Below are 25,484 nucleotides of genomic sequence, written 5' to 3' on the forward strand. Positions count from 1 at the left end.
ACCCGGAGGCCCGCGACGTCTTCAACCCCTGGCGGGGCCGACATTGGACTCTGGTCTAAAGGGCATCACCCCCGGGTCTGATTCACCCGCCTCGGGGGTCGGACACAATGGCCTGGTGAACAAGGACGTCGCGCCACGGCTCGGGTGGTGGCAGCAGACCTGGCGGCTGACGGCAGCCGCGGCAGTGGGCATCCCGGCCTGGCTCTACACCGGTGTGCTGCTGCACAAGCAAGGGGATGACCCCGGACCCTGGTTCCACTTCGGCGACCCGCTGGTGGCTCTTGGCTGTCTGCTGGCGCTGGTGTGGCGCCGGCGCTTCCCGCTCGCCGTCGCCATGACCGTCACGATCGCCTCGACCGCGTCGGCACTGGCCGCCGGCGCCGGGCTCGTGGCGCTCGGCTCGATCGCCACCCGCCGTCGCCCCGTGGAGATCGGGGTCGTCGCGCTGGCCTACGTGGCCTCGGCACAGTTCGCCGTCCAGGTCTATCCCGTCGAGAGCCCGCCGGGCACGTGGTGGATCCAGCTCACGATGCCGGCACTGACCGCCGGCATCGCGGTGGCCGTGGGCATGGCCATCGGCGCGCGCCGTGTCGAAGTGCGGTCCCTGCGGGAGCGGGCGGAGAGCGCGGAACGCGAACAGACCGCACGGGCGGCCCAGACCCGGGCCCAGGAACGCAACCGCATCGCCCGCGAGATGCACGACGTGCTCGCGCACCGCATCTCCCTGGTCGCCATGCAGGCCGGAGTCCTCGACCACCGCAGCAATCTCAGCGCCGAGGAGAACCGGGTACTGGTCCGCGGCATCGCCGAGGGCTCCCACCAAGCCCTCGAAGAACTCCGCGATGTCCTGGGGGTGCTCCGCGCCGAACCGGGCCACCCCGAACCACCCCAGCCCTCCCTGGACGGGATCCCCGACCTGGTGGCCGACGCCCGCGCGTCCGGCCTGGACGTCACGCTCATCACCACCGTCGGCGAAACCCCGTCCGACGTCGTCGGGCGGACCTGCTACCGCGTGGTCCAGGAGGGACTGACCAACGCCGCCAAACATGCTCCGGGCGCACCTGTGCACGTCACCCTCGAAGGATCGGCGGGCAGCCAACTCGACGTCAGCGTCCGCAATTCCCCGGCCGCCCGTGCGCCGGGCACCCCCAGCGCCGTGCGACAGCACCCGACATCGGGCTTCGGCCTGCTCGGCCTCACCGAACGCGTGGGCCTGGCCGGCGGAAAGCTCCGTCATCACCCCACACCCGGCCACGGCTATCTCCTCACCGCGCAACTACCCTGGCCCAACCCCACCCACGAAAAGAGAACCTGAGTGCACAGCGAGCGGCAGCCGGTGCGTGTGGTCATCGTCGACGACGAGGAACTGGTGCGCATGGCGCTGCGCCTTGTAATCGACGGCGAACCGGACCTGACCGTCGTCGCGGAGGCGGCCGACGGGAACGCCGCGATCACCGTGGTGGACGAACACCGGCCGGACGTCGTCCTGATGGACGTGCGGATGCCCGGACGAGACGGACTCAGCGCGACCCAGGAGCTGCTCACCCGCGCGGCACCGCCCCGGGTGCTCATGCTGACGACCTTCGACTCCGACGACCTGGTGCTCGGCGCGCTGCAGGCCGGAGCCCTGGGATTCGTCCTCAAGGACACGCGACCGGCGCAGATCCTGGACGCGGTGCGCACCGTCGCGGACGGCGAGCCCGTGCTGTCTCCGGCGGCCGCGGCACGCGTGATCGCCGCAGCCACCGGGCCGCAGTCCTCTCACGTCCGCGAAACCTCCCGCGAAGCCGCACAGACACGGCTGGCCACGCTGACCGAACGCGAACGCGAAACCGCCCGGGCCATCGGGGACGGCCTCGGCAACCCCGAGATCGCCCAGAGGCTCCACATCAGCATCGCGACCGTAAAGGCCCACACCAGCAACCTGTTCTCCAAACTGGCCGTGGACAACCGGGTCCAGATCGCCCTCCTGGTCCGCGACGCGGAGCAGTGATCCCGCTCCCCGTGGTCCCGCAGCGGCCGCGCGCGCTTTCGCCGGGCGTCCGGCGGGACGGGCGCGGATATCGGTGTGATCGCGGTACGCGGGCGCCCGAAACGTAAGCTGGCACGTATGCGGACGCGACCCACGCTGACCTGGGAGCCCACGGGCGGCCTGCTGCCGGCCTCGACCGACCTCACGGCTGTCGTCGAGGCGGTGCGCGGCGGCGGGGTCGCGGTGCTGAGCGGTGCCGGTCTTTCCACCGAGTCGGGCATCCCTGACTACCGCGGGGAGCACGGCTCCCTGCGCCGGCACACCCCCATGACCTACCAGGAATTCATCGGCTCCGATCACGCACGGCAGCGGTACTGGGCGCGCAGCCAGCTGGGATGGCGGGCCATGAAGCGTGCGAGTCCCAACGCCGGGCACCGGGCCGTGACCGCCCTGGCCGAAGCAGGCCTGGTCACCGGCGTGATCACCCAGAACGTGGACGGGCTGCAGCAGTCGGCCGGAGCCAGGGACGTCATTGAGCTCCACGGCAGCCTGAGCCGGGTGATCTGCCTGGCCTGCGGTCAGGAAAGCACCCGCGCGGAGCTCGACCAGCGGCTGCGGGACGCCAATCCGGGGTTCGAGGCCGCCGCCGAGCGCTACCGCGCGGCGCGGGTCAATCCGGACGGTGACGTGGACCTGCCCGACGAGGCGGTGCGCGAGTTCCGGGTGGCGACGTGCGCGGCCTGCGGCCATGGCGTCCTCAAGCCGGACGTCGTCTTCTTCGGCGAGAACGTGCCCCCCGAGCGGGTCGCGGCGTGCCGGGAGCTCGTCGGGCAGGCCGCCGTCCTCCTCGTGCTCGGCTCCTCGCTCACCGTCATGTCCGGGCTGCGTTTCGTGCGCCAGGCGGCGCAGTCCGGCACACCGGTACTGATCGTCAACCAGGGCCCGACCCGGGGCGACCGCTGGGCCACCGAGCGGGTCGACCTGCCCCTGGGGGAGGCGCTGGCCGCCCTGGTGGCGCAGGTGTGTCCCTGACGCTGTCCCTGAGGCCGGTACGCCGGGGGAGACGTGACAGGGTGCGACCGCCGTCATCTGCGGGCAGACTTGATCGCGGCGTTGTGCCGGCGACGCAGATGACGGAAGACGGAAGACAGCTGAACTGATGCGGGGTGTTCTCGCGGAACCGGGGCGATCGATGTTCCGTACGCAGACCGCCGACGACGGTGACGAGCTGCTGGGCAGGCTCGGGGCCCTGACGGCCCGCGCCCGGGAGCTCGCGGCGATGCAGCGCTCCCGGGTCGAGCTGGCCGTGGCACTGCAGCGCGGCATGCTGCCCCACGACCTTCCGCAGCCTGCCGGCGTCCGGCTCGCCGTGGGCTACATGCCCGCCAACCACGGGCTCAACGTCGGCGGAGACTGGTACGACGCCTTCACCATGCCCGACGGCCGTATCGGCCTGTCCATCGGCGACGTGCAGGGGCACAACATCAAGGCCGCCGCGTTCATGGGACAGGTCCGGGTGGGACTGCGGGCGCTGGCCTCCGTCACGGGCGACCCGGGAGAGCTGCTCACGCGCACCAACGAGCTCCTGATCTCCCTGGGCGCCGACCTCTTCGCGACCTGCACGTTTCTGCGCCTCGATCCGGTCACCGGCGTCCTGGAGTGCGCCCGGGCCGGCCACATCCCCCACATCTGGGCCACCGCCGACGGCCGGTCCGGAATCGACGAAGGGGAGTGCGGACCCCCGCTCGGCGTACTCGAAGGCGCCGAGTACCCCGTGGTGTGCCACCGGCTCACCACGGACGGCGTCGTCGTCCTGCTGACCGACGGAGTGGTGGAGGGGCCGTCACTGAGCCTGGACGAAGGCCTGCGGCGGGTGATGCGCCTCGCCGAGATCACCACGGCCGCAGGCCTCGGCATCAACTCGCTGGCGAACGGTGTCATGCGCCTTGCCGACACGGTGGGGCACGAGGACGACGCCGCCGTCCTGATCCTCGGCCACGACAGCGGCGCCGCTCTGTAGCGCGTCGACCGCGCGCCGACGACGGGGAAGCCCGCTCCCGCGCATCGCGGACGCCCGGACCTGGACCGGGCGGCCTTCGCGTGGCCGAAACGGCCCGCCGGGTGTCTGATGGCTCTGTGGTGGTGACTCGGCGGTTCCGGCTGCCCTTGGAGGTAGTCCTCAAGACACTGGCCGTGGCCGCCTGCTACTACGTGGCCGGGCGCCTTGGCCTGCTCGGCCGGCTCACCGTCGAAGGCGTCATCGTCACCCCCATCTGGCCGCCCACCGGCGTCGCCGTGGCCGCACTCCTTGTCTACGGATCGGCCGTCTGGCCCGGTATCGCCGTGGGCTCCTTCCTCCTCATCGCCTCCCTCACCACCCCGCAGCCCGCCACGATGATCACCGTGGCGGGCAACACCCTCGCCCCGCTCTGCGCCTATCTGATGCTGCGCAGGGCCGGTTTCCGCATCGGGATCTCACGTCTGCGGGACGGCCTCGCCCTGGTCTTCATCGGCGGGCTCGGAGCCATGCTGATCAGCGCCACCGCCGGGGTCGGGCTGCAGGTGGTGACCGGCCGCCTGGACACGGTGGAATTCTGGTCCGTGTGGCTGGCCTGGTGGGTGGGCGATGCGATGGGCGTCCTGCTGGTCACTCCGCTGCTGCTGGTGCTGGTGGGAGCCGCGGGGCCGCTGCGGCTGAGGCGCTGGAAGGAGATGCTGGTCCTGGGCCTGGCGACCCTGATCGTCGTGCCGCTGTCCGTGGTCGGCTCCTTGAGCCTGCTCTTCCTCGTCTTCCCGCTGCTCATCTGGGTGGCGCTGCGCTTCCAGCTGGCGGGGAGCATGTTGTGCGCGCTGTTCGCCTCGGTGCTGACGACCTTCGAGGCGAGTAGGCAGCAAGGCGCCTTTCGCAACCTGTCGGCCATCGAGGTGATGACCAAACTCCAGGCCTTCAACGGCGCCACCGCGCTGACGGCGCTGCTGCTGTCCGCCATGGTCGCCGAGCAGCGCGCCCTGCGGCGATCGGTGCAGAACGCCTGCCGGGAACTCGCCGAGGTACTGGAGCACCTCGCCGCGGGCGAGACCCCGCCCGACCTGCCCACCGGCCACACCGCGCACGTCGGCGCCGACGACACGGCACCGGCGCTGGAGCGCCCACGGGACGGGTGAGGGCCCGCGGGCCGAGGAGAGCGGCGGGACGTTCGCGAGGGCACCCGAGTCGGGCCCGCGGAGGCGGCAGCCCGTCAGGGCTGTGATGTGCGGGGAGAGGTGGCGGTGTCGAGGAGCGTGTGCAGTTGCCGCAGTCCCTGTTCGCGGGTGCCGGCCAGTGGCAGGACGCTGAGGGCGCCGGTGAGTTCGAGCAGGCGCTGCACGGGCGTCTGGAGGGGGCCGGACAGGACGAGAGGGCGTTGCGCCTGTTCGTGTTCGGCCCTCGTCTGGAGGATCAGCGCGAGCAGGGTGCTGTCGGCGAAGGTGAGTGCGGCGAGGTCGAGCAGGGTGGCGTCGGTGTCGCCGTGGGTGCAGGCGCGGCGGAAGGCGTCGGTGACGGCGTCCGCGCTCTGGAGATCGATCTCATGGTGCAGCGCGACCACGATGATCCGTCCCTCCGGACGAAGCTGCAATGTGTTGTCGTAGGGAAACATTTGTCGACCCTGTCATATGCGGGCCGCGTGCGCATGGGGCACCCCAATTCCTGCGGACTTGACTGCGAAAGGACCGGCTGCCTGCATCACTGCGTCACCTTTTCGTCCGTCGTGTGCCGCAAGGGCTCGCGGCGGCGGCAGTGCGGGGTGTCGCGACTGCTGTGCGTCAGTCGTCAGTCCTGGTCCGCGCTCGACAGGGCTTCGGTGATGATGCGGGTGGCGAAGTCGGGGTCGTCGGCGATGCGGTTGATGTGCTCGGCGAGCAGGAAGGCGGTGACTTCCAGTGGGGTCATCTCCGCCTCGGTCCAGTCCCCGTACTGCTTGCGCCACAGGCTGGGGCTCAGACCGGTGCCCGCGGCGATGACGAGGCCGGTCATGGTGGGGATGGCCTCGGGGCGGACGCTCTTGGGCATCATGCGCATCGTGGCCACGAGGTTGGGCACCACGTACTCGATGACGTCCTTGTCGTGCTCCTCGTGGGTCTTCCGCAGCCACGTCATGAACATGTAGATGAGGGTGCAGGCGCCGTCCAGCACCTCAAGGACTCCCTGCGGGCCCAGTGACTTGGCGAACTGGTCGACCATCGCCTGCTGTTCGGGGCTGGTCCCGGTCTTGCCGTCGTGGATGCCCTTGAGCCGGGAGTCGATGATCATCAGCGCGGTTCCCACATCACCGACGGGAGCGTGCGCGGGGTCGCAGGGCGATGGCACAGGGTCCTCCTCGGGCGGCCGCGACGGGCAGTACGGCGTATCCAAACAGTAGACGCCCGACGCCCTTGACCTCCGGCGAATCCCGATGACCGCCCGAGCAGTTGGCTGTGGTCAAACACTCCTTCGGGCATACGCCGCTCACTTCCGCGGCCGGGTGGCATCAGTCCGGCGAGGCGGCCCCCTCTCTCAACACCACGGTGAACCGGCGCGGTCGGCGATGATCTCCACATGGAGCCGGCCGTCGTCCGGTCCCTCGACGGTGAGGTAGGCGGTCGTGCCTCCCACCGGCTTGGTGAAGCAACCGGGCACCGTGTTGCCTCCCTTCGCGGCGCGTGGCCGCCAACCAGCGGCCGAGGCGGCCGCCTCGTAATGCCGCAGGACACCATCCGCTGAGTCGCCGTGCCGGTATCGCGTCCCCACGACCACGAATCGATCGTCGTCGTCGCATTCGCGGTACCGATCCTCCCGGTCCGCTCCCTCCGGCACCGAGTCAAGGACCGCCTCGCCGGCCAAAGCCTCGGCCAGGCGGTCCTCCTCCTCGCCGCAGCCGTAGGAAGTCAGGAAGCAGGCAGCCGGCAACCCCACAAGCAACAGCCCCAGCGCCAGCATCACGGCGCCCGGTCGAAAGCCTGCTCCAAGTCTTCGCATGCGCCGAAAGCTAGCGCACCGCCGTGCGGGCCTGTGCCCGCGTCTTGCCTCAGCCGGTGGGGAAGGCGACCTTCGTCAGCTCTTCGGAGGCCTGCCAGATGCGCTGGGCGTCCTCGGTGCCGCGAAGGCGCGAGTAGAGCTTCTGCTCGCCGGGAGGGCCGCCGATATGCCCGAGACCGCGGGGCCCGTAGAACCCGCCGTGCCTGGCATCGGGCGAGGTGGCGGCGTACAGGGCGGGGAGTTGTGCGGTGTGGACCGTCCCGACGAGGATGCCGCGGGCCGACAGAGCCCGGATCATGCGCACGCTCCGGGTGTCCTGGCTGCGTCCGACCTCGGGACGAGCGGCGAGCAGGCTCGTCGGAGCCACCCCGGGATGGGAGAGATTGCTGGTGATGCCCCAGCCGTTGCTCCGGCTGCGCCGGTCGAGTTCGAGGCCGAAGAGCCCGAAGGCGATCTTCGACTGGCTGTAAGCCTTCATGCCGTCGTAGGCGCGCTCCCAATTCAAGTCGTCCCAGTTGATGGCGCCTTGGTTCGCAGCGACGCTGATCTGCGAGGTCACGCGCGCCTGGCCGGAGCGCAGCAGCGGCAGCAGATGCGCCACCAGCGCGAAATGGCCGAGGTGGTTGGTGCCGAACTGCAGCTCGAACCCATCGGCCGTCGACTGCCGGTCGGGCGGGGTCATGACACCGGCGTTATTGATGAGGATGTGGATCGGCCGGCCCTCATCCACCAGCCCCTTGCCGAGGGCTGCCACGGAGGTGAGTGAGGACAGGTCGAGCTCGCGCAGCGACACGTCCGCACCGGGGGCCGACCGACGGATCGTGGAGATCGCCGCCTCGCCCTTGCGCGGGTTGCGCACGGGCAGGAGCACTTCGGCCCCGGCCGCGGCGAGCCGGGTGGCCAGGCCGAGCCCGATGCCGTCGCTTGCTCCGGTGACGACGGCGCGCCTGCCGGCCAGGTCAGGAACATCGATGTCGATCGGTGTGCGTGGCATGAGCCCACTCCCGGGTTGTGTCGTTGCTTGTGTCACCGAGCCTCGGACGGCGCCGTTGCGGACGCAACTGCTGAAGGGGGGATCGACAGTCCGTGGATGGCGAGCTGCCGGGGCGGTAGAAAGGAGCATCGAAGGAGGCATGCACGGAGAGAGGCGCGCACAGTGATCGATCGGACCGGTCTTGCGGAGTTCCTCCGGCACCGCCGGGAGTCGCTGCAACCCGAGGACGTCGGCCTGCCGCGCGGACAGCGCCGCAGGACAAGCGGGCTGCGGCGCGAGGAAGCGGCCGCGCTCTGCCACATGTCGACCGACTACTACGCGCGGCTCGAGCGGGAGCGCGGACCCCACCCGTCCGAGCAGATGATCGCCTCCATCGCGCAAGGCCTCCATCTCTCCCTCGACGAGCGCGACCACCTGTTCCGGCTGGCCGGACACACCGCGCCCTCGCGGGGCGCGGACAGCCGGCACATCAGCCCCGGCCTGCTGCGCATCCTCGACCGCCTGCACGACACTCCCGCGGAGATCGTCACCGAGCTCGGCGAGACGCTGCGGCAGACCCCGCTCGGCATCGCGCTCACCGGCGACCTGACCCTCTACAGCGGCCCGGCCCGCAGCATCGGCTACCGCTGGTTCACCGACCCCGCCACGCGACAGCTCTACGCCCCCGAGGACCATCCGTTCCTCACCCGCATGTTCGTCTCGGGACTGCGCGGGGTGGTCACCCTGCGGGGCCCCGGATCGCGTGCCGCCCACTACGCCGAGCTGTTGCTCGCGCACAGCGACGAGTTCCGCGAGGTGTGGAACAACCACGAGGTCGGCATCCGCCCCCACGAGGTGAAGCGCTTCATCCACCCCGAACTCGGCGCACTGGAACTGACCTGCCAGACGCTGCTCGATCCGGACCAGCCGCACTTCTTGCTCGTCTACACCGCCGTCCCCGGCACCGAGAGCTACGAGAAGCTGCAGTTGCTGTCCGTCATAGGAGCGCAGGCGCTGCGCTGAGAGGCCCCTTGCCCCGGTCCGCGAGACGTTTCTGCCCCTGGTTCATGGGCACCCGGTGGCCGACAGCTTGCACAGGAGTACACAGCTCGTGATGCAGGAAGGCTAGATCTCGCTGGGAGGTCTCGACATGCTCAGGGCCATCGCAGACGTAATGCGAGCCATCGGTGGAGCCATCGCCACGGTCGTCACGCTTCCGTTTCGTGCTGTCGCGCGCCTCTTCGGCGGTGCTTCGGCCAGCGCCCACGGACGCCACTGACGCCCGGACGGCAACACCTGCAGTGCCCTCGAGGAGACCGCCGAGGCCTCGGCGGTCTCCTCGAGCGCGCCCGAGTCTGGACTACTAGGCAGATCGGTGCCCGGGGAAATCGCGGGCAACGGCCGCCGCGGCGTCGGGATAGATGGCGAACACTTGGTCCAGGCCGACGATACGCAGGATACGGGCGGTGTTGGCGGGCACCGCGGCCAGGGCGACGGTGGCGTCGAGCTCGATGGCCCGGCTCCGGGCCGCCAACAGAGCGCTGATGCCGCTGGAATCGCAGAATGCCAGGCCGGTCAGGTCAAGGACCAGCTGCTGTCCCGCGGCCAGGTTCAGGCGGTCGAGGTCGTGACGCAGTTCGGGCGCGGTCGTGTAGTCGAGGTCACCGGTGATCTCCAGTACGGGTCCGGTGGCGGCGTCGCGGGAGGTGATCGTCAGCGGGGTCATCTCAGATTTCACTGTCGGGGGCGGGAACAGAAGTCGGCGGCATACCGAGGGCAAGCAGTGCGGTGTCGTCGTCGAGTCCCTCGCCGAAGCCGGCGAGGAGCCCGGTCAGGGCCGTGATCAGGGCTTGCGGGCCCGCGGCCGGCAGGGCGGTGGTGAAGGCGCGCAGCGCTTCCTCGCCGTACAGCTCGCGCTGGGGGCCGGTACGCGCTTCGGTCAGGCCGTCGGTGTACAGGAGCAGGGTGTCGCCAGGTCGCAGCTCGGTACGGGCAGCGGTGAACTGGGCCCGGGGCAGGACGCCGATGAGCATCCCGCCCGGAGTCGGCAGGTACTCCGCGCTGCCGTCCGCGCGCTGGATCAGCGCCGAGGGATGTCCGCCGGAAGCCAGCTGCACGCCGACCTGGTCATCGCCGCGTTCCAGGACGCCGAATACGGCCGTGCAGTAGCGCGTATCGCCGCTCGAGCGCTCGTTCAGCACCCTGTTCAAGGTGGACAGCACGGTCACCGGGTCGGGGTCGTGCAGCGCGGCGGCGCGCAGCGTGTAGCGGGTCAGGGAGGTGACGGCGGCCGCTTGCGGGCCCTTGCCGCACACATCGCCGAGGAAGAACGCCCAGCGTTTGGCATCCAGCGGGAACAGATCGTAGAAGTCTCCGCCCAGCAGATCGGGGGAGGCCGTGTGGTAGTAAGAGCCGGCCTCCAGTCCCGGAACTTCCGGCAGCGCGGAGGGCAGCAGGCTCTGCTGGAGGACGGCGAGGGCCTCTTGGAGCCGTGCGCGGTCGGCCTCGGCCTGCCGGCGTGCTTCCTCTGCCGCCTGGCGGCCGCGCAGCAACTCGGCCTCGTAGGCGCGGCGGTCGCGCGCGTCGAAGACCGTGGTGCGGATCAGCAGCGGCTCGCCCTCCTGGCTCAGTTTCACCTTGGAGGTGACAAGGACCGGGATCCGCTCGCCCGCGGCAGTCTTGATGTCGAAGGCGATGCCGCTGGCCTCACCCTTCATCTGCAACAAGGGCGCGAAGTGCGTCTCGTGGTAGAGCTTGCCGCCCACGGTGAGCAGATCGGTGAACCGCATCCGGCCCACCACCTGCGGCCCCCGCAAACCCAGCCAGTCGAGCAAAGTGGCGTTGATTTTCGCGATGGTGCCGTCCATCAGGGTCGACAGATACCCGCACGGCGCCTGTTCGTACAGCTCCTCGGCGCTGTCTTCCAGCAGCGAGGTGAACACCGCGTCGGTGGCGTGCGCGTCGCGTTCTTCGCCCGGCCCGGACATCTGGTCGGTGCGGCACATCATGAGGCCGTCGCGAGGAATTCGGTGACTGCCTCGACGGTGGCTCCGGGCGCGCTCAGCTGAGGGCAGTGGCCCGTCGCCTTCAGCGTCACCAGGCGGCTGCCGGGAATCGCCGAGTGGACGTAGGCGCCGACCTCGCGGGGAGCGATCACGTCCTGATTGCAGTCCAGGATCAGGGTCGGCACCGTGACTGTTTTGAGGTCGTCCCGGCTGTCGGACAGGAACGTGGTGCGGGCGAACACCCGCGCCATGTCCGGGTCGGTCGAGCAGAACGAGGTGGTCAGCTCCCGGCCCAGCTCCGGGCGGTCGGCGTTGGCCATGATGACCGGGGCCATCGTCGCCGACCAGCCCAGGTAGTTCGACTCCAGTGATTCCAGCAGTTCCTGGATGTCCTCGGCGCTGAACCCGCCCCGATAGCCGTCGTCGTCGATATAGCGGGGCGAGGGGGCGACCATCACCAGGCGGGAGATGCGTTGCGGAGCCTTCGCGGCCGCCAGCACCCCGACCATGGCGCTGACCGAATGCCCCACGAAGGTCACATCCCGCAGGTCCAGTTCCTCGCACACCTCCAGCGCATCGAGCGCGTAGCCCTCCAGCGAGCTGTAACGCCGCTCGTCCCAGGCCGAAGGATCCGCCTCGCCCGAACCCACGTAGTCGAAGAGCACCACGCGGTAGCCCTCCGCAAGAGTGGGGGCGATCAGGCGCCACATGTTCTGGTCGCAACCGAAGCCGTGCGCCAGCAGGAGCACCGGCCCGTCCGCGGGACCGGTGACAGTGACGTTGTTCCTGTAGCGGATATCCATGTGCGCCAGTCTCCCACCGGCCTTGCCGGCCGAAGCAGGGGCCCGGCGCGCGCGGGATGTCAGGGGTGGGGGTGTCCCTGATCGGGGTCGTCGTCGGGGGTCTGCCAGGTGGTTCCACGCTGGGCTTCGCCGCTGGCAGGGGTGGCATGTCGGGCGGGGGTGGAAGGCCTGCGCCGGGCCGCGCGGCGGCGTCCGCTGACGAACATGGCGAGCAGGCCGATCACCACGGCGACGCCCACCAGGATGAAGACCAGCGAGCCGCCGCCCTCGACGGCCAGAACGGTATAGCTGTGAGTCTGCATGCCGATCATGTACCCCGTTCGCGGGGAATCTCCCGGGCCAGTCGGATGGTTCACGCGGACCACCCATGCCTGAAGCGCGTCGCGTCAAGCCGTGTTCGGGCAGATCAGGGGGTGATGGCGTACTCGGTGAAATGGCCACAGGCGGTGAAACCGAGGCGGCGGTAGACGGGCTCTCCGTCGGCGGATGCCTGCAGCACCGCGGTCTCGTAGCCCGCGTCGCGCGCGGTGTGCAGGGTGGCCAGGGTGATGGCGCCGCCATAACCGCGGCGTCGGTCGGTGGCGAGCGTGGCGATGTTGTAGATCCCGGCGACACCCGCGTGCAGGAAGACCTCGGCCGAGCAGACGGGACGGCCGTCGACGTAGCCGACCAGATAGCGGGCGGGGCAGTCGGCGGCGAGCGCCGAATCGGCGGCGTCGGCGAAGAACCGGCGCACCGTGGCCGCGGGCGGGTCCCAGTTCGCCGCGAGGACCGTGGCGTAGTCGGCGAGCTGCTCCGGAGTGCTCACCTGACGGATCTCCAGGCCGTCGACGTGTGCCTCGGGGAGCGGACCGTGCAGATCCTTCCGCATGCCCGTCTCGGTCTCCGAGGCCTCCAGGCCGGCGGCCTCGAGGCACTCGGCAAGATCGGCCGGTGTGGAGGCGGGGCCCACCCACCAGGAGAAGGGGCGGCCGGTGGCGGCCAAGGTCCGGGTCGTCTCCGCGGCGCGGGTCGGAGCAGTGTCCGGAGCGAAGCGGGCCGCCGCGACGATGTTGAAGGTGTCGTCGGCGAGGCCGCTGTCGGCGATCAGCAGGTCGCCGGTCTCGGTGACGGACGCGTTCTTGAGGTTCCGGTGCAGGTGGCAGGCGTGCTCGGCGAGATTCTGTTCCATCGCGAGCGGGAGGTCGGATTCACTGACCGACGGGAAATCGATGGGCTTCATGATGATCCATTCCAGCATGTCGGCCGGAGGACTCGCAGGTGCTTTTTCCGTGTCTGCGAGTCCTCCGTGTCTGCGAGTCCTCCAGCCGTCCTGCGCGGTGCTGCTGTGCCGATGGTGGAGGGAGGAGCCGTTGACCCTCACGTGGCGTGAGGCCGCATAGTCGGTGCCGTGGAAGATCACTGGACCGTGGGACGCGTGGCCGGCCTGGCCGGCGTGAGCGTCCGCACGTTGCATCACTATGACGAGATCGGGCTGGTCCGGCCTTCGGGGCGGACCGCGGCCGGGTACCGGACCTATGCGGCCGACGACGTGGAGCGGCTGCGGGAGGTGCTGGCCTACCGGCGGCTGGGTTTCGGGCTGCGGGAGGTCGCGGAACTGGTCGGCGATCCCGCCACCGACGCGGTCGCCCATCTGCGCCGACTGCGCGGCCTGCTGCTGGAGCGGCGCGATCGCGCCGACGCCATGGCGGCGGCCATCGACAGGGAACTCGAGTCACGAGCGAAGGGGCTGCCGGTGACACCGGAGGCACAACTGGGGATGCTCGGCGCACGGCTGTACGACGCGATCGGCGGCGCCTACACCGCGACACGGCGCACCGAACCGCGGATCGCCGCACAGATCTGGGACGCGCTCGGGGACGCGCGGACGGTGCTGAACGTGGGGGCAGGCACCGGCTCCTACGAGCCTGCCGACCGCCACGTCACCGCGGTGGAGCCATCGGTGGTCATGCGCGGCCAGCGGCCTGCCGGCTCGGCGCCGTGCGTGGCCGCAGGCGCGGAGATCCTGCCGTTCGACGACGGGTCCTTCGACGTCGCGATGGCCGTGTCCACCGTGCACCACTGGGGCGATCCGCTCGCGGGGCTGCGCGAGATGCGGCGCGTGGCCCGACGGGTGGTGGTGCTCACCTTCGACACCGACGAGCCCGGATGGCAGGACCGGTTCTGGCTGACCCGCGACTACCTGCCCGAGTTCGCCTCGATTCTGGCCGACTTCCCCTCGCTCGCCGGGATGGCCGACGCGATCGGCGCACGTACGGAGCCGGTACCCATCCCGTGGGACTGCGCCGACGGCCTGTTCGAGGCGTACTGGCGCCGCCCTGCGGCATACCTGGAAGAACATGTGCGCCGTGCGGCGTCGGTATGGACAAGAGTCGGGCCGCGGACCGAGCAGCGGGCGGTGCGCAGCCTCAGCGACGACCTCGACTCCGGCCGGTGGGCCGAGCGCAACAGCGGCCTTGCCGGCCTCGACGCGGCAGATCTCGGCCTGCGCCTGCTCGTGGCCTGACTTGGGTCGCAGGGGCCCGGCGCGGAAATGAAGGCGGGATCAAGCAGGGATGAGAAACGCCGCATGGACCACGGCGCGCGGGGTACCCCACGCGCCGTAGGCGGGGAAGCGTGTGCCACCTGGGGAGGTTGTCCAATGCTTCCCCGCCTGCTGCATCGAGGACAGCACGTCGGTGACAGCGGTCCGTTCCGTGTCCCATCCGCGTCCCAGTGGCGGGGAGTACCCGCACATACATGGCTCGAACTGGCGGTGTCTGCCGCAGCCTGCTCCGGTATCGCAGGCCTTGCTCTGTCCCCACGCCTTGTACCCGCAGAGTGTTCAGGTGGCCGGTGCGTGTGCAGGACAGTCCGGATCGTCATCACCAGCCGGCAGATCCTGGTGTCCCTCGCCCCACGGATTCGTCCAGCCGCACACGCCGCAGGCGTAGCGTCCGCTGATGCCCGATATCTGGGTACCGCAGCCGCGACAGTCCGTTGTCGTGATCCCCTGGGACTCCAGGAAGTTCACGGCTGGCGTGTGGGGCCGATCGGAGGTCACGGTCCCGACCCTGACCACACGCCCGGCGTCGAGCCGGAGACAGGGCCGCACTGTCCGCAGGCCCACGAGCCGTCCGGCCCCTGCTGGACCGTTCCTCCGCATGAGGGGCAGTTCACCACGCTCAACTCCTCTCCTGGCAACCGCTGTTAAGTTTTTCCCGAGTGCCCCAAAGGCGGGACTGTATTCGAATGGCCGTCTTTATCCGGCCATGCTCGGATGTGCCACGTGGTGCGGCGGTGGCTGAGCGGACTCCAGTTCGGTGGTGCGGAGGCGGTGGGCGACCTTGCCGGGCATGAGTCGGCGACGGCTGTGGGGCGTGTTGACGAACTCTCCAGGACGGGAAGCTTTGCTTCCCGTCCTGGTACAGCAGAACAAGCTATGGCGCCAAGAGCCGTTTGCGGCTGGTGACGGCATTCTTGACGTAATCCCTAGCGCGAGGGCAGGACCTGATAGGAGGCCGCGTGCGGGTACGTGTGCGTTTCGTCCCGATGCACCTCCTTATCGTAATAACCCCCGTAGCAGTCAGGCCCCTTCCAGACCGTGATTTTGGCCCGGACAAGGCCGTTCGAGATGGTCGTGTTGCCGGCGGGCTGCACTTCGTAGCAGGCGTAGTTGACGTCCGTGCGGGTCTCCTGGCCTCCGGGCCAAGTGAGCAGCAGGTGGCCTGCGACCTCGCCCGCGCGTGCGGGTGAAGTGAACATGGTCAGGGTGCAGACAGTCGCAGCGACTGCGAAGCAGGCACGCAAGTGAGCTCGGCGAGCGCGAAAGTGCATCGGGGGACTCCCAATCGTTTCGAGGGTGAAGTTGGTTGCCTCAGCCGACAACCGACGGCCGTCATCGGAGATAGATGCAGACGTCCGGGGCGTAGCCGGCACGGCCGTCGAGCATGGTCACTGACGCCCATCCGTCGTAGCCGGCCACCTGGTTGCACAACGGCCCGTAGCGCTCGCCCTTGACGTAGCAGGTGTTCTCCGTGAGCAACGTGTTCGGCGGCATACGGGTGACCAGCGGGGAGGAGAAGGCCGGCCCTGTCCGGAGGTCGACCACGTGCTCAGGGCTCGACCTCACGGGCTTGCCCGTGCACTGGTCCGCAACGGAGGCCGGTGCTCCCTGTGCTGATGAGGTGTCGGGGCAGGCTGCGGTGATGAGGGCTGCCGCAATCGCGAACCTGGTGCCGCGGCGCAGTCGTGGGGCGGAGAGGCGACGCCCAGACGATGACTGGGTGTTATTGCTCATGTGCAAGTAGTTACCAGAATGAGTTTCACGCAAGCTCATCCGGCCACCTGGCTGAGCAGGTGTCGGAGCACACGGGACTCCGCACCGCCATGGAGTGCGCCCGGCGCAATGCTCGGCGCCCTCGCCGAGGACGCCAAAGTCAGACGGCCGTGTCGCCTGTCGTGGTCAGGGCCAGTCGACGAGTCCGGCGAACAGCAGGTAGAGAGCGAGTACCGAGACCGGGGCGAGGACGGCCAGCAGTGCGCGCCGGGCGGCGAGGCGCTGCTGCCACGGCAGGGCCCACGCGGAGAGCAGCAGCGCCGCGGGGACCGTGAGACCGAACTGGAAGACGGTGAAGGCGGTGTCGTAGCTGGGGTCGAACAGAGCCGACTGCGCGTCGGTGCAGGAGTCGCAGGCCATGGGGGAGAGCGCGGCGAAGGCAAAGGCGACGAAGGCTGCCGGCAGGGTCAGCAGGGTGGAGAGCAGCGGGCCGATCCAGGCCAGCCGGGCAGGCTCGTCCGGGGCGTTCTGTGTCATGCACCAGACCCAACCGCAGCCCGCCACATCCGTACGCGTACTCAGATGCCCGCCGCTCGGATGCCGACGACTCAGATGCCCGCCATCGCGGCGGCGGATCGTGCCGCCGCCGCGATGGTCCCCTACGAGCGGTCCGGGCGCCGGCCGCTGCGTACGGGCCGCAGCGGTCGGCGGCCCGTCAGGCGCCCGGCACCGTGTCCTCGAACGTCGTGCCGGCCGCGCGGTAGTCGCCCACCAGCGTGCTCACCTGGGCGGGGGTCAGGACCTGGTCCTTGACGTGCAGCACGTAGTCCACCTGCTGGTCGTAGGAGCGCGGTGTGGTGCTGGTCTGGCCTGCGAGGTCGATCAGCCACTGGTTGAAGTTGATGGACATGGGCCGCTCGGGCAGATAGGCGGCCCCGTGCGTGCCGAAGTGCTGGCCGTCGACGTAGTAGGTGATGGCGTTGTTGTCGATGGTCACCACCAGGTCGTGCCAGCCGGCATAGCTCTGTCGGGCCTCGCTGTGCTGGTTGACGGCCTCCCACGGGTCGGGGCGGTAGGTCTCCCAGGAGGTGGTGTAGAGGATGTTGGCCGGTTCGCCCCAGCCGCCGTTGGGCAGGTACTCGAAGTCGTATTCCGCGTAGTCGTCGGCCATCGGCGCCTTGAGGTCGTTGATGGTGAAGAACGTCTGGACGAGGCGGTCGCCGTCGGGACCGGACCGCGGTGCGTCGCTGAACTTCACGCGGGCCGCGTAGGTCCCGTTGCGGAACTTCATGGCCTGGGTGAGGAGTTCCGTCTGCTTGGTGGACGCGGCCGTCCCGGCGGTGGAGGTCTCCAGGTTCATCACCGAGTTGCCGTTCTGGGAGGGGAAGGTGACGTTCTCCGGGGACCAGGTCGCGCCGGGCACACCGGGGCCGCCGGAGTTCGAGCGGACGTTCCAGCCGTGTGCGGCGATCTTCGGGTCGGTGTGGCCGCTGTAGTTGAAGTCGTCGAACAGCGTGGGCCCGTCGGCAGGCGGGTCGGTGGGGTCCGTGGGGTCGGTCGGGTCGTTGCCCCCGGGGGCCTCGCCCCAGGTCGTCGTTCCGCCCTGGTGCGCCGTGACGCGCGGCCAGTCACCGTAGGCGGAGCGCTCCTGGCCGAAGGAGTAGTCGTCGCTCTGCCGCACCGGCTGCCAGTTGGCCTGGTGGAAGCGCAGTTGCATGTCCCCGGTGTCCGCACCCGGCGCCAGGCTCCCCGCACCGGAGGTGAAGGAGATCTCCAGATAGCGGTCGGCCGTGGCGGTGGGGTTGGCGAGCGTGCCGAAGGTGCCGGTGATGTTGGAGCAGCCCTTCACCGCCCAGGAACAGGCGAACCGGTAGGAGGCGGAGGCGGAATCGGCCTTGAAGTAGTAGCGCACCTTGACGTCGCTCAACTGCACGGCGGAGCTGCCGGTGTTGCGTACTTTGAGCCAGGGTTCGCTCTGGTCGGCGGTGCCGCCTGACGCGCTCGTGCGGTACTGGACGACCAGCCCGCCGGCCGCGGTGGTGCCGGCGGAGGCGGGCGAGGCTGCCAGCGCGGTGCAGCTCAGGGCCACGGTGAGCGCGGCGGCCGCTGCCGCGCGGATACGGCTCTTGGCGAGTTTCCTCATGGGGGTGTTCCTCTCCGGAATCGGGTGGGGGTCGGACGGGTGGATCGGTGCTGCGACTTCGGGTGCGGGTGCCACGGCGGGTGCGGTCATGCGGGTCAGCGGGGCATAGGGTCCGCGGTTCCGCGGGGTGCGAGGGGGCGGTAGCGGACGCCGAGGGCGTCAAGGCGGCCGGTGTGCTGGCGCAGTCGCTCCAGGAATCCGGGCCAGTCGCTGCGGCTGCCGGACCAGGCCCGGTCGGCGAGGGCGCACAGGCGCGGGTAGGTGAGGTACTCGATGCGGTCGGGGGTCTTCACGTACTCCGTCCACAACTGGGCCTGCGTGCCGAGCACTTGGGCGATCTCGTGCGGCTCCCAGTGGTCCGGGGCGGGTTCGTTGCCGTGCACCGCCCGAAGGCCGACGGGGGCGCCGGGCTGGCCGGGGGGTTCACCCGCGTCGCCGGACTGGGCGTAGTCGAGGTAGGTGGCGCGGTGGTGGGTGGTCACCACCTGGTGGCCGCGCCGGGCGGCGGCCAGGGCGTGGGCCGGATCGCGCCAGGTCATCACGGTGAAGTCGAGGGGTAATTCGGTTCCGGTCTCGGCCCAGCCGATCGGTCTGCGGCCCCGCTGCACCAGGAATTCGCCGATGCGGCCCATGAACCAGCCGTGCAGGGCCTGTACGTCGGGGAGTCCTTCGGCGGCCGCGCGGGCCTTGGCCGTGGGGCTGTTCTCCCACTCGGTGGTCGGGCACTCCTCGCCGCCGAGGTGGATGTAGGGGGAGGGGAAGAGGTCGAGGACCTCCTCAAGGACGGTCCGGCAGAAGTCGAGGGCCTGGTCGTGGACGCCCAGGACGGTGTCGCACACGCCCCACCGCGTCCACACGTCCAGGCGCCGCTCGGGGTGATTTCCCAGCTCCGGATAGGCGGCGAGGGCCGCGCGGACATGGCCGGGCATCTCGATCTCGGGTACCACGGTGACGCCGCGGGCCGTCGCGTAGCTGACCAGGGTGCGCAGTTCCTGTTTGGTGTACGTCCCCGAGTGCGGGACGCCGTCGAAGTGTGCGGCGCCCCGGCCCGGCGGTGTCGTCATCGACTGTCTGCGGTGAGCGCCGACCGAGCTCAGGCGCGGGTAGGCGTCGACCGGCATGCGCCAGCCCTGGTCGTCGGTGAGGTGCAGGTGCAGGGTGTTGAGTTTGTGGAAGGCGAGCAGGTCCACGTATCTGAGCAGGTAGGAGACGGGCTGGAAGTGCCGGGCGACATCGAGCATCGCGCCGCGCCAGGGGTGGCGGGGTACGTCGCTGATCTCGACGCAGGGCAGTTCGAAGGAACTGTTCGGCGAGCGGCCGGACAGGGCTTCGGCGGGCAGCAGTTGACGGATCGTCTGTGCGGCGCGGAGCAGGCCGGTGATCTGCCGGGCCCGCAGTACCACGGTCCGGGGGCCGATCGTGATCCCGTACCCCTCCTCGCCGAGGCCGCTGAGCCGGCTGTCGAGGGCCAGCACGAGCTGTCCGTTGGCGGCGGGAGCCAGCGGCAGTCCGGTGACCGGTGTCAGCAGGGTGCGCAGGAGATCGGCCGCCGGCTGCGTGCCGGGTTGGGAGCGCACGGTCGTATGCCGGTCGAGGAGGAAGCGGCCGGGGCGCAGGGAGACTTTGCGGGGCCGGGGCACGAGGGAGCGCTCGGGGTGGGATGCGGACATGCTGGCAGGCCTCCGGGGGTGAACGTCGGTGGTTCGTGCCCGCTCCGGGCGGGTGTGCCGGGCGGGTCAGCCCTTGACGGCGCCGGCCGCGAAGCCGGAGGTGACATGGCGCTGGAGCAGCAGGAAGATCACGAGCGCGGGCAGGGCGAACAGCGTGGAGGCGGCCATGGTGGCGCCCCAGTCGGTCCCGAAGGTGTTCTGGAAGGAGGAGAGCCAGACCGGCAGGGTGCGGTTGTCCTGCTCCTTGATGATCAGGAAGTTGGCGTAGGCGAATTCGTTCCACGCGGTGATGAAGCCGAAGAGGGAGGTCGCGAGCAGGCCGGGCATGAGCAGGGGCAGGGCCACCCGCCCGAACGCCCCGGTACGGGTGCAGCCGTCGACCTGCGCCGCCTCTTCGAGCTCGGGCGGAATGGTGGCGATGAAGCCCCTCAGCACCACGATCGTGAACGGCAGCGTGATCATGAAGTAGACCAGGGTCAGGGTCGGCAGCCGGTCGAGCATGTCGGTGTCGCGGGAGATGATGTAGATGGGGATGATCAGAGATTCCCACGGGGCCATCTGCGCGATGAAGACCATGAGCATGAACTGGCGCCGGCCCTTCCAGCGCATCCGCGCGACCGCGAAGGCCGCCCCCAGCGCGACCACCAGCGACAGCAGCACCGCGGCGAGGGTGACCAGGACGCTGTTGCGCCAGAAGAGCTCGAAGCCGTCGGCCTCCACCGCCTTGCGGAAATGGTCGAGGGTCCAGGTGTGCGGGACGAGTTGCGGGTGGTCGGACTGGATGTCCCTCGACGGTTTGAAGGCCGTGGAGATCATCCAGTACACCGGGAACAGACACACCACGACGGTCACGCACGCGGCGAGGTTCAGCGGTATCCGGCGGGCCCGGGGGTGCAGAAGGGTCATCGCAGTTCGTCCTCCTGACGGAACATCTGGCGGAAGTAGAGGACGAGCACCCCGGACATCAGCACCACGGTGAGCATGGAGGCGGCCGAGCCCAGGTCGTAGCGCTGGCTGGAGAGCGCCGTCTGGACCGCGTACACGGGCAGGATCGTGGTGGCGTCGCCCGGCCCTCCGCGGGTCATCACCCAGATCTGGACGAACGCCTTGAACGTCCAGATCACCTCCAGCGAGAAGACGAGCACGAAGATCGGCCGGAGCATCGGGAAGGTGACCGAGCGGAAGATCCGGGTCCCCGACGCCCCGTCCAGGCGGGCGGACTCGTACAGCTCGGTGGGCACGGTGGTGAGCGCCGAGTAGAGGGTGATCGCGGCGAACGGCACGGACTGCCAGACGATCAGCATGACGAGGATCGCGAAGGCGGCGCCGCCGTTGGCGAACCACGGGTAGCGGTCGAAGGAGTCGAAGCCGAGCGAGGTCAGCAGCCAGTTGACGATGCCGAATTCGGAGTGGAACAGCCATTGGAACACGGTGGTGGCCGCCACCACGGGCATCGCCCAGGCCAGCACCAGGGCGCACAGCACCACCGTGCGGCCCGCCTTCGCAAGGCGCTCCGTCATCAGGGCGACCAGGGTGGAGATCGACATGATCAGTACGACGTTGACGGCCATGAAGGCGAAGGTGCGGGCGACTACTTCCCAGAACCGCGGATCGGACAGCAGCGCCCGGTAGTTCCGCAGCCCCACGAACTCGGCGTCACCGCTGATGAGTTGGCGGAGCCGGAAGTCCTGCAGTGAGATCAGCACGGCCCGCAGCAGCGGGTAGACCAGGAGGTAGAGCATGCCGCCGATCGCCGGTGCGATCAGGGCGTAGGGCCAGTAGCCGCGCGCGGGCCGCTGTTGGGGCCCGCGCCGCGGCGAGCGCCGGGAGGCGCCGGGAGCCGTGCGGCGCTGGGGGGTGCGTGGTGCGGACCGCTCACGGATGGCCGGCACGGCACGTCTCCTCTCGACGGACTCCGCGCAGGGACGGAAGGCGGAGTCATGGGAGTGGGGCACGGGGGAGCGGAAGGGGTCAGGAGTGGGCGTTCATGGCCCGCGTGATGGCCGCCGACGCCTTCGCCGCCTCCTTGGCGGCATCCCCGCCGACGAGCACCGCGGTCATGTAGTCCTTGATCGGGTTCTCGGCCTCCACCGCGGCCCAGCCGGGGGTGTTGGGCGTCGCGTGCCCGTTGGCCGCGCCCACCGCCATCGCGGAGGCGCCGGGGTCATCGGCCACGGCCGATGCCAGCGTGGTCCGGTTGGGCACATAGCTCATGGCCACGGCCAGCTTCTTCTGCCAGGTGTCGCCCGTCAGTTCCGCGATGAGGGTCAAGGCCTCGTCGGAGTCGCCCGCCGCGGCGGGGATCACCAGATCGGAACCGCCGGTGAAGACGGCGCCCGGTGTGTCCGCGGTCTTGCCCGGGATCGGGAAGAAGCCCAGCTTGTCCTTGAGTCCGGGGTTGTTCTCGATGACGGCGTTGGCACCGCCCGGCGTGGAGATGACCTGGGCCACCTGCCCCTTGGCCATCACCTGGGCCTGCGGCGGATCGTCCTCGTCGGCGTCCTTGGGGCCTTTGCCAAGGGCCTGGAGGCGTGCGTAGAACTCCATGCCGCGCAGGGCCTCGGGTGTGTCGAGGGCGCCCTTCCACTTGTCGCCGGACCGGGTGGCGAAGTCGCCGCCCTCGTCCCAGATGAAGCCGCCCAGCGCGTACCACATCTGTCCGGGCAGATAGATGCCCTGCGTCTTGCCCTTGTTCAGCTTCCCGGTCACCTTGACCCACTGGTCGCGTGTCTTGATCGCGGCGGCGTCGACACCGGCCTTCTTGAACAGGTCGGTTCGGTAGATGACGACACGGTTCGCCGCGTAGTAGGGGATGCCGTACTGCTTGCCCTCGTACGCACCGGGCTCGGCAAGGCCCTTGAGCCAGTGCTCACCCTTGAGCTTCTCCTTGCTGTCGCTGAGGTCGAGCAGCCCTCCGCTGGCGGCGAACTGCGCCACCTGGGTGTTGCCCACCTCGATCACGTCCGGTGCGTCATTGCTGGCCAGCGCGGCGGTGATCTTCTCGCCGATGCCGTCCCACTCCTGGATCTGGACCTTGACGTCGATCTTCGGGTGCTTGGCTTCGAAGCCCTTGACGAACTCCTTCTGGAAGGCGGCCGAGACGCTGTCACGCATCAGCCAGACATCGACCGTCGTGTGACCGTCGCGGCCCTCGTCGGCGGAGCCGCCGCAGGCACTGAGTGTGGCGGCCATGACAAGTGCGGAACTACCGGCGAGCAAGCGGTACTTCACGATTCACCTCGGAGAGAGCAAGACCTGACCACCTGACCAGTGAAGCCCACTGGTCAGCTCGTCCCTTAATGCTGGATGAAGGTGGCATAGACCAATGGGGCCGTCAACCCCTCGCGCTGGCAATAGAATTGGCGATCTATCCGGGCTGTTGGGCGGTTCCGCTCTCCGGGTGGACGGCTACACTGGGCCTGACCAGTAGGCCAGTTCGGGCGCTGGCTGCCCGAACTGGTAAGCAACTGAGATCAGTGGGGACACCATGGATGCCGATGTACCCGAGACGGTGCTCAAGCGGGAGAGGGCCCGCGACGCCGTTCTCGAGCTGATCGAGTCGCGCAGTCCCGGCGATGCCATCCCCTCGGAGCGCGCGCTGTGCGCCCTGCTCGGGGTGTCGCGGCCCACCGTGCGCTCGGCGGTCGACGAGCTGGTGGCCGCGGGGCTCCTGGTGCGCGAACACGGCCGCGGCATGTTCGTCGCTCCCGCGAAGATCACTCAGGAGCTGGTCTCCGGAGGCCGGGCCCTGACCGTTCCGCAGGCGGCCGGCGCATGGTCGAGCCGGCTGCTGGAGTTCACCACCCACCCGGCCGGCGCCCGGGTCGGCCGCAAACTGCGGATGTCGCCCGCCGAGGAGATCCTCTACGTCGCCAGGCTGCGGCTGGTCGACGGCGCCCCGATGGCGATCGAGCATCTGCACCTCAGGGCCCGGCTCGCCCCCGGCCTCACGGCCGACGAACTGGAGAGCGGAGATCTCTACGAGCACCTGCGCGACACCCACGGGGTGCACGTCCACGAGGCCGTCCAGGCCATCGAACCGACCGTCGTGACCCGGGCGGAGGCCAAGCTCCTCGACGTCCCCGAACTCTCCCCGGCACTGCTCTTCGAACGACTGACCTCGGACACCACCGGCCGGCCCGTCGAATACGTCCACTCGCTCTACCGGGGCGACCGCTACCGCATCGTCTCCCGCCTCACCCTGGGCCCGTCGGCGGCGGCCGCGACCGCGGACCGGACCGCCGGCGACGACCACCACCCGGGCATCCCGCCGGGCGACTTCACCCTCGGCGACGCGGTGACGTCGTCCACGCGGGGGGACATCCAGGAGCGGAACACCTGAGACCGGGGCCGCACCCTTCGGTGTTGCGGCAGAAGCGGGGGATTCTCTGCACTCCGCACCCGGAAGGGGACCCTGGAGTGGGAGATGCAACGATCCGGGCCATGGATCAGCTCCCGTACTCGGCTGCTTGGTTGTCGCGATGGCGTGCGGAGATCACGGATGCGCTGAGTGCGATGGTTGCGACGTTCGAGGAGACGTACGGGTACCCACCCGGTCGCAACGAGGTCCGCCTGGCCGACGAGGACGACCTTCGCGCCGCCCGCGAGTACGCCCGCGAGATGCTGGGATCCGACGAGCAGCTGAAGTTCTACGAGTCCTTCGGAGAGGTCGCCCTGCCCGACGTGGGAAACGGCTACTTCATCCACTCGGCGCGCGATGTCCTGCACCGAGTGGCGGAGGAGGGCTATGCCTTCATCCCGATGGCTGATGACCCGCACGGCATGGTGATCGGCTCGGACGGCGGGGGCATCCTCTTCGTCGCCGACTGGGGCGGCGTCATCCACCGGTCCCGCACGGCTTCCCTGGACGCAGCGGACTTCGACAGGGTCGCCGACGACTTTCCGGAGTTCCTCGAACTCATCCGCCGGTCCGTGACCCGATTCGTGGAGACGGGCGAACCCGGATACCTGTAGAGGCTGTCGGCGATGGCGATGGCGATGGCGATGGCGATGGCGGTGGCGATGGCGGTGGCGGTGGCGGTGGCCGGGGGCGAGCGTGCTGGCTGAGCAGCCTACGTGCCGTATCGGTGTGCGCGTTCGCCGCGCCACCTCACCCACGCCGGGTCGTCGAGGAGCCCGTCGGCCTCCGGCAGCCCGGCAAGCCGCAGGAAATCGATGACGTCTGCGTCCGAGTGCGCGAGACCGAGGATCCTGCCGTGCGCGGTCACCCGGCGTCCTCCCGTACCGGACGGCGCGTGGACGACGGCGGGCGCCCGGTCCGTGCGCTCGGCGCCGTCCGGCCGGACCGGTGAGGCCTCCGGGCCTGGAGGCCTGGAGCAAGGGTGAGGTGCGTCCGCGTTCCCGGATCCGATGCGGGGACTTTTCATGTGGCCAGGGCCGTTGCCAGGGCAGTGACGATCAGGGCGCAAGCCAGGCCGATCAGCAGGTAGCGAACCGTTCCTTCACGGCGGCGCGGAGCGGCGTCATCGTCGAGGCCGCAGCCGCACAGGCCGTGCTGTTCCAGGACGGGGGAGTCGAGCCAGTAGGCGGCGGACAGCTCGGCCTGCGGCTTGGAAATCGGAGCATCTCTCATGCCATGGGAACGAGTCGCGCCGGGCCCGGTGCACGCCACCCTCTGACCTTCACATGCTCTTCACACCCTTG

At 69.7% G+C, this 25,484-nt stretch carries 29 protein-coding genes; 10 read left to right on the forward strand and 19 right to left on the reverse strand.

Annotated elements, in window-relative coordinates; translation table 11 throughout:
• Positions 1-115 precede the first annotated feature (115 nt).
• The 5 genes from ABZ906_RS19535 to ABZ906_RS19555 all read left to right on the forward strand — a co-directional run bounded on the left by ABZ906_RS19535 (position 116) and on the right by ABZ906_RS19555 (position 5,137).
• Positions 116-1,315, forward strand: a complete 1,200-nt coding sequence (locus ABZ906_RS19535) for a histidine kinase (protein ID WP_361383924.1) — start codon at positions 116-118, stop codon at positions 1,313-1,315.
• Positions 1,316-1,993: a response regulator transcription factor gene (locus tag ABZ906_RS19540; protein WP_361383927.1), complete on the forward strand. Its 678-nt coding sequence runs from the start codon at positions 1,316-1,318 to the stop codon at positions 1,991-1,993.
• A gap of 117 nt (positions 1,994-2,110) precedes the next feature.
• A complete protein-coding gene (locus tag ABZ906_RS19545; RefSeq protein WP_361383930.1) occupies positions 2,111-3,004 on the forward strand; it encodes an NAD-dependent protein deacetylase in 894 nt (297 codons plus the stop codon).
• Between the two features lie 160 nt (positions 3,005-3,164).
• On the forward strand, positions 3,165-3,992 hold the full coding sequence (locus tag ABZ906_RS19550; protein WP_361383933.1) for a PP2C family protein-serine/threonine phosphatase: 828 nt from the start codon (positions 3,165-3,167) through the stop codon (positions 3,990-3,992).
• A 116-nt stretch (positions 3,993-4,108) separates the two neighbouring features.
• Positions 4,109-5,137 carry an MASE1 domain-containing protein gene (locus tag ABZ906_RS19555; protein ID WP_361383936.1) on the forward strand — a complete coding sequence of 343 codons (1,029 nt, stop codon included), beginning with the start codon at positions 4,109-4,111 and terminating at the stop codon, positions 5,135-5,137.
• Positions 5,138-5,211: 74 nt separating this feature from the next.
• Here the strand turns inward: ABZ906_RS19555 and ABZ906_RS19560 are convergent, their stop codons facing one another.
• From ABZ906_RS19560 to ABZ906_RS19575, 4 genes are all read right to left on the reverse strand, one after another.
• Positions 5,212-5,589, reverse strand: coding sequence for an STAS domain-containing protein (locus ABZ906_RS19560; protein ID WP_361383939.1), 378 nt, complete (start codon positions 5,587-5,589; stop codon positions 5,212-5,214).
• A gap of 194 nt (positions 5,590-5,783) precedes the next feature.
• Positions 5,784-6,320, reverse strand: coding sequence for a hypothetical protein (locus ABZ906_RS19565; RefSeq protein WP_361187409.1), 537 nt, complete (start codon positions 6,318-6,320; stop codon positions 5,784-5,786).
• A gap of 186 nt (positions 6,321-6,506) precedes the next feature.
• Positions 6,507-6,932, reverse strand: coding sequence for a hypothetical protein (locus tag ABZ906_RS19570; RefSeq protein ID WP_361383942.1), 426 nt, complete (start codon positions 6,930-6,932; stop codon positions 6,507-6,509).
• An 85-nt stretch (positions 6,933-7,017) separates the two neighbouring features.
• Positions 7,018-7,962 (reverse strand): SDR family oxidoreductase, encoded by a 945-nt coding sequence (locus ABZ906_RS19575; protein ID WP_361383944.1) that lies wholly within the window; start codon positions 7,960-7,962, stop codon positions 7,018-7,020.
• Positions 7,963-8,124: 162 nt separating this feature from the next.
• Here ABZ906_RS19575 and ABZ906_RS19580 point away from each other — a divergent pair, with 162 nt between their 5' ends.
• Together ABZ906_RS19580 and ABZ906_RS19585 are read left to right on the forward strand one after the other, a co-directional pair.
• Entirely contained in the window at positions 8,125-8,964 is an 840-nt protein-coding gene (locus ABZ906_RS19580; protein ID WP_361383947.1) for a helix-turn-helix transcriptional regulator, read from the forward strand.
• A gap of 127 nt (positions 8,965-9,091) precedes the next feature.
• On the forward strand, positions 9,092-9,220 hold the full coding sequence (locus tag ABZ906_RS19585) for an LPFR motif small protein (protein ID WP_361383950.1): 129 nt from the start codon (positions 9,092-9,094) through the stop codon (positions 9,218-9,220).
• Positions 9,221-9,304: 84 nt separating this feature from the next.
• Here ABZ906_RS19585 and ABZ906_RS19590 read toward each other — a convergent pair whose 3' ends face one another.
• The 5 genes from ABZ906_RS19590 to ABZ906_RS19610 all read right to left on the reverse strand — a co-directional run bounded on the left by ABZ906_RS19590 (position 9,305) and on the right by ABZ906_RS19610 (position 12,920).
• On the reverse strand, positions 9,305-9,667 hold the full coding sequence (locus ABZ906_RS19590; RefSeq protein WP_361383953.1) for an STAS domain-containing protein: 363 nt from the start codon (positions 9,665-9,667) through the stop codon (positions 9,305-9,307).
• A gap of 1 nt (position 9,668) precedes the next feature.
• Positions 9,669-10,949 (reverse strand): SpoIIE family protein phosphatase, encoded by a 1,281-nt coding sequence (locus ABZ906_RS19595; protein WP_361383956.1) that lies wholly within the window; start codon positions 10,947-10,949, stop codon positions 9,669-9,671.
• Positions 10,946-11,749 carry an alpha/beta hydrolase gene (locus ABZ906_RS19600; protein ID WP_361383958.1) on the reverse strand — a complete coding sequence of 268 codons (804 nt, stop codon included), beginning with the start codon at positions 11,747-11,749 and terminating at the stop codon, positions 10,946-10,948. The genes ABZ906_RS19595 and ABZ906_RS19600 overlap by 4 nt, the downstream gene beginning before the upstream one ends.
• A gap of 59 nt (positions 11,750-11,808) precedes the next feature.
• The gene (locus tag ABZ906_RS19605) at positions 11,809-12,051 is read right to left on the reverse strand and encodes a hypothetical protein (RefSeq protein WP_361383960.1); all 243 of its coding nucleotides are present in this window, start codon (positions 12,049-12,051) and stop codon (positions 11,809-11,811) included.
• A gap of 104 nt (positions 12,052-12,155) precedes the next feature.
• Positions 12,156-12,920 carry a GNAT family N-acetyltransferase gene (locus tag ABZ906_RS19610; protein ID WP_361384847.1) on the reverse strand — a complete coding sequence of 255 codons (765 nt, stop codon included), beginning with the start codon at positions 12,918-12,920 and terminating at the stop codon, positions 12,156-12,158.
• Between the two features lie 237 nt (positions 12,921-13,157).
• Here ABZ906_RS19610 and ABZ906_RS19615 point away from each other — a divergent pair, with 237 nt between their 5' ends.
• The gene (locus ABZ906_RS19615) at positions 13,158-14,255 is read left to right on the forward strand and encodes a MerR family transcriptional regulator (RefSeq protein ID WP_361384850.1); all 1,098 of its coding nucleotides are present in this window, start codon (positions 13,158-13,160) and stop codon (positions 14,253-14,255) included.
• A 965-nt stretch (positions 14,256-15,220) separates the two neighbouring features.
• Here the strand turns inward: ABZ906_RS19615 and ABZ906_RS19620 are convergent.
• From ABZ906_RS19620 to ABZ906_RS19655, 8 genes are all read right to left on the reverse strand, one after another.
• A complete protein-coding gene (locus tag ABZ906_RS19620; protein ID WP_361383963.1) occupies positions 15,221-15,493 on the reverse strand; it encodes a hypothetical protein in 273 nt (90 codons plus the stop codon).
• Positions 15,494-15,626: 133 nt separating this feature from the next.
• Entirely contained in the window at positions 15,627-15,860 is a 234-nt protein-coding gene (locus ABZ906_RS19625) for a hypothetical protein (RefSeq protein WP_361383965.1), read from the reverse strand.
• A 333-nt stretch (positions 15,861-16,193) separates the two neighbouring features.
• Positions 16,194-16,544, reverse strand: a complete 351-nt coding sequence (locus tag ABZ906_RS19630) for a hypothetical protein (protein ID WP_361383968.1) — start codon at positions 16,542-16,544, stop codon at positions 16,194-16,196.
• Positions 16,545-16,722: 178 nt separating this feature from the next.
• Positions 16,723-18,150 (reverse strand): cellulose binding domain-containing protein, encoded by a 1,428-nt coding sequence (locus tag ABZ906_RS19635; RefSeq protein WP_361187388.1) that lies wholly within the window; start codon positions 18,148-18,150, stop codon positions 16,723-16,725.
• Between the two features lie 95 nt (positions 18,151-18,245).
• Complete coding sequence (locus ABZ906_RS19640; RefSeq protein ID WP_361383971.1) at positions 18,246-19,820, reverse strand: beta-N-acetylhexosaminidase; 1,575 nt, start codon at positions 19,818-19,820, stop codon at positions 18,246-18,248.
• A 66-nt stretch (positions 19,821-19,886) separates the two neighbouring features.
• Entirely contained in the window at positions 19,887-20,726 is an 840-nt protein-coding gene (locus tag ABZ906_RS19645) for a carbohydrate ABC transporter permease (RefSeq protein ID WP_361187384.1), read from the reverse strand.
• Complete coding sequence (locus tag ABZ906_RS19650; RefSeq protein ID WP_361383974.1) at positions 20,723-21,712, reverse strand: sugar ABC transporter permease; 990 nt, start codon at positions 21,710-21,712, stop codon at positions 20,723-20,725. Before ABZ906_RS19650 ends, ABZ906_RS19645 begins: the two co-directional genes overlap by 4 nt.
• A gap of 79 nt (positions 21,713-21,791) precedes the next feature.
• Entirely contained in the window at positions 21,792-23,051 is a 1,260-nt protein-coding gene (locus tag ABZ906_RS19655) for an extracellular solute-binding protein (protein ID WP_361383977.1), read from the reverse strand.
• Positions 23,052-23,307: 256 nt separating this feature from the next.
• On the opposite strand from ABZ906_RS19655, the gene ABZ906_RS19660 reads away from it, so the two are divergent.
• Both ABZ906_RS19660 and ABZ906_RS19665 read left to right on the forward strand, forming a co-directional pair.
• A complete protein-coding gene (locus ABZ906_RS19660; protein WP_361383980.1) occupies positions 23,308-24,162 on the forward strand; it encodes a GntR family transcriptional regulator in 855 nt (284 codons plus the stop codon).
• Positions 24,163-24,335: 173 nt separating this feature from the next.
• Entirely contained in the window at positions 24,336-24,794 is a 459-nt protein-coding gene (locus tag ABZ906_RS19665) for an SMI1/KNR4 family protein (protein ID WP_361383983.1), read from the forward strand.
• 98 nt (positions 24,795-24,892) lie between these two features.
• Here the strand turns inward: ABZ906_RS19665 and ABZ906_RS19670 are convergent, their stop codons facing one another.
• Together ABZ906_RS19670 and ABZ906_RS19675 are read right to left on the reverse strand one after the other, a co-directional pair.
• Complete coding sequence (locus ABZ906_RS19670) at positions 24,893-25,048, reverse strand: hypothetical protein (protein WP_361383986.1); 156 nt, start codon at positions 25,046-25,048, stop codon at positions 24,893-24,895.
• A gap of 155 nt (positions 25,049-25,203) precedes the next feature.
• On the reverse strand, positions 25,204-25,413 hold the full coding sequence (locus ABZ906_RS19675; RefSeq protein WP_361383989.1) for a hypothetical protein: 210 nt from the start codon (positions 25,411-25,413) through the stop codon (positions 25,204-25,206).
• Between the last annotated feature and the right edge of the window lie 71 nt (positions 25,414-25,484).

It is taken from the genome of Streptomyces sp. NPDC046925 (genome assembly GCF_040644915.1).
In the GTDB taxonomy this organism is placed as follows: domain Bacteria; phylum Actinomycetota; class Actinomycetes; order Streptomycetales; family Streptomycetaceae; genus Streptomyces.

What these genes read in the sequence shown, in the direction of transcription:
- ABZ906_RS19640 (WP_361383971.1), bottom strand. Translation starts at nt 19,820, where the DNA reads ATGTCCGCATCCCACCCCGAGCGCTCCCTCGTGCCCCGGCCCCGCAAA.
- ABZ906_RS19665 (WP_361383983.1), top strand. Translation starts at nt 24,336, where the DNA reads ATGGTTGCGACGTTCGAGGAGACGTACGGGTACCCACCCGGTCGCAAC.
- ABZ906_RS19620 (WP_361383963.1), bottom strand. Translation starts at nt 15,493, where the DNA reads ATGTTCACTTCACCCGCACGCGCGGGCGAGGTCGCAGGCCACCTGCTG.
- ABZ906_RS19675 (WP_361383989.1), bottom strand. Translation starts at nt 25,413, where the DNA reads ATGAGAGATGCTCCGATTTCCAAGCCGCAGGCCGAGCTGTCCGCCGCC.
- ABZ906_RS19635 (WP_361187388.1), bottom strand. Translation starts at nt 18,150, where the DNA reads ATGAGGAAACTCGCCAAGAGCCGTATCCGCGCGGCAGCGGCCGCCGCG.
- ABZ906_RS19545 (WP_361383930.1), top strand. Translation starts at nt 2,111, where the DNA reads ATGCGGACGCGACCCACGCTGACCTGGGAGCCCACGGGCGGCCTGCTG.
- ABZ906_RS19575 (WP_361383944.1), bottom strand. Translation starts at nt 7,962, where the DNA reads ATGCCACGCACACCGATCGACATCGATGTTCCTGACCTGGCCGGCAGG.
- ABZ906_RS19610 (WP_361384847.1), bottom strand. Translation starts at nt 12,920, where the DNA reads ATGGAACAGAATCTCGCCGAGCACGCCTGCCACCTGCACCGGAACCTC.
- ABZ906_RS19550 (WP_361383933.1), top strand. Translation starts at nt 3,165, where the DNA reads ATGTTCCGTACGCAGACCGCCGACGACGGTGACGAGCTGCTGGGCAGG.
- ABZ906_RS19660 (WP_361383980.1), top strand. Translation starts at nt 23,308, where the DNA reads ATGGATGCCGATGTACCCGAGACGGTGCTCAAGCGGGAGAGGGCCCGC.
- ABZ906_RS19630 (WP_361383968.1), bottom strand. Translation starts at nt 16,544, where the DNA reads ATGACACAGAACGCCCCGGACGAGCCTGCCCGGCTGGCCTGGATCGGC.
- ABZ906_RS19605 (WP_361383960.1), bottom strand. Translation starts at nt 12,051, where the DNA reads ATGCAGACTCACAGCTATACCGTTCTGGCCGTCGAGGGCGGCGGCTCG.
- ABZ906_RS19585 (WP_361383950.1), top strand. Translation starts at nt 9,092, where the DNA reads ATGCTCAGGGCCATCGCAGACGTAATGCGAGCCATCGGTGGAGCCATC.
- ABZ906_RS19645 (WP_361187384.1), bottom strand. Translation starts at nt 20,726, where the DNA reads ATGACCCTTCTGCACCCCCGGGCCCGCCGGATACCGCTGAACCTCGCC.
- ABZ906_RS19590 (WP_361383953.1), bottom strand. Translation starts at nt 9,667, where the DNA reads ATGACCCCGCTGACGATCACCTCCCGCGACGCCGCCACCGGACCCGTA.
- ABZ906_RS19595 (WP_361383956.1), bottom strand. Translation starts at nt 10,949, where the DNA reads ATGATGTGCCGCACCGACCAGATGTCCGGGCCGGGCGAAGAACGCGAC.
- ABZ906_RS19600 (WP_361383958.1), bottom strand. Translation starts at nt 11,749, where the DNA reads ATGGATATCCGCTACAGGAACAACGTCACTGTCACCGGTCCCGCGGAC.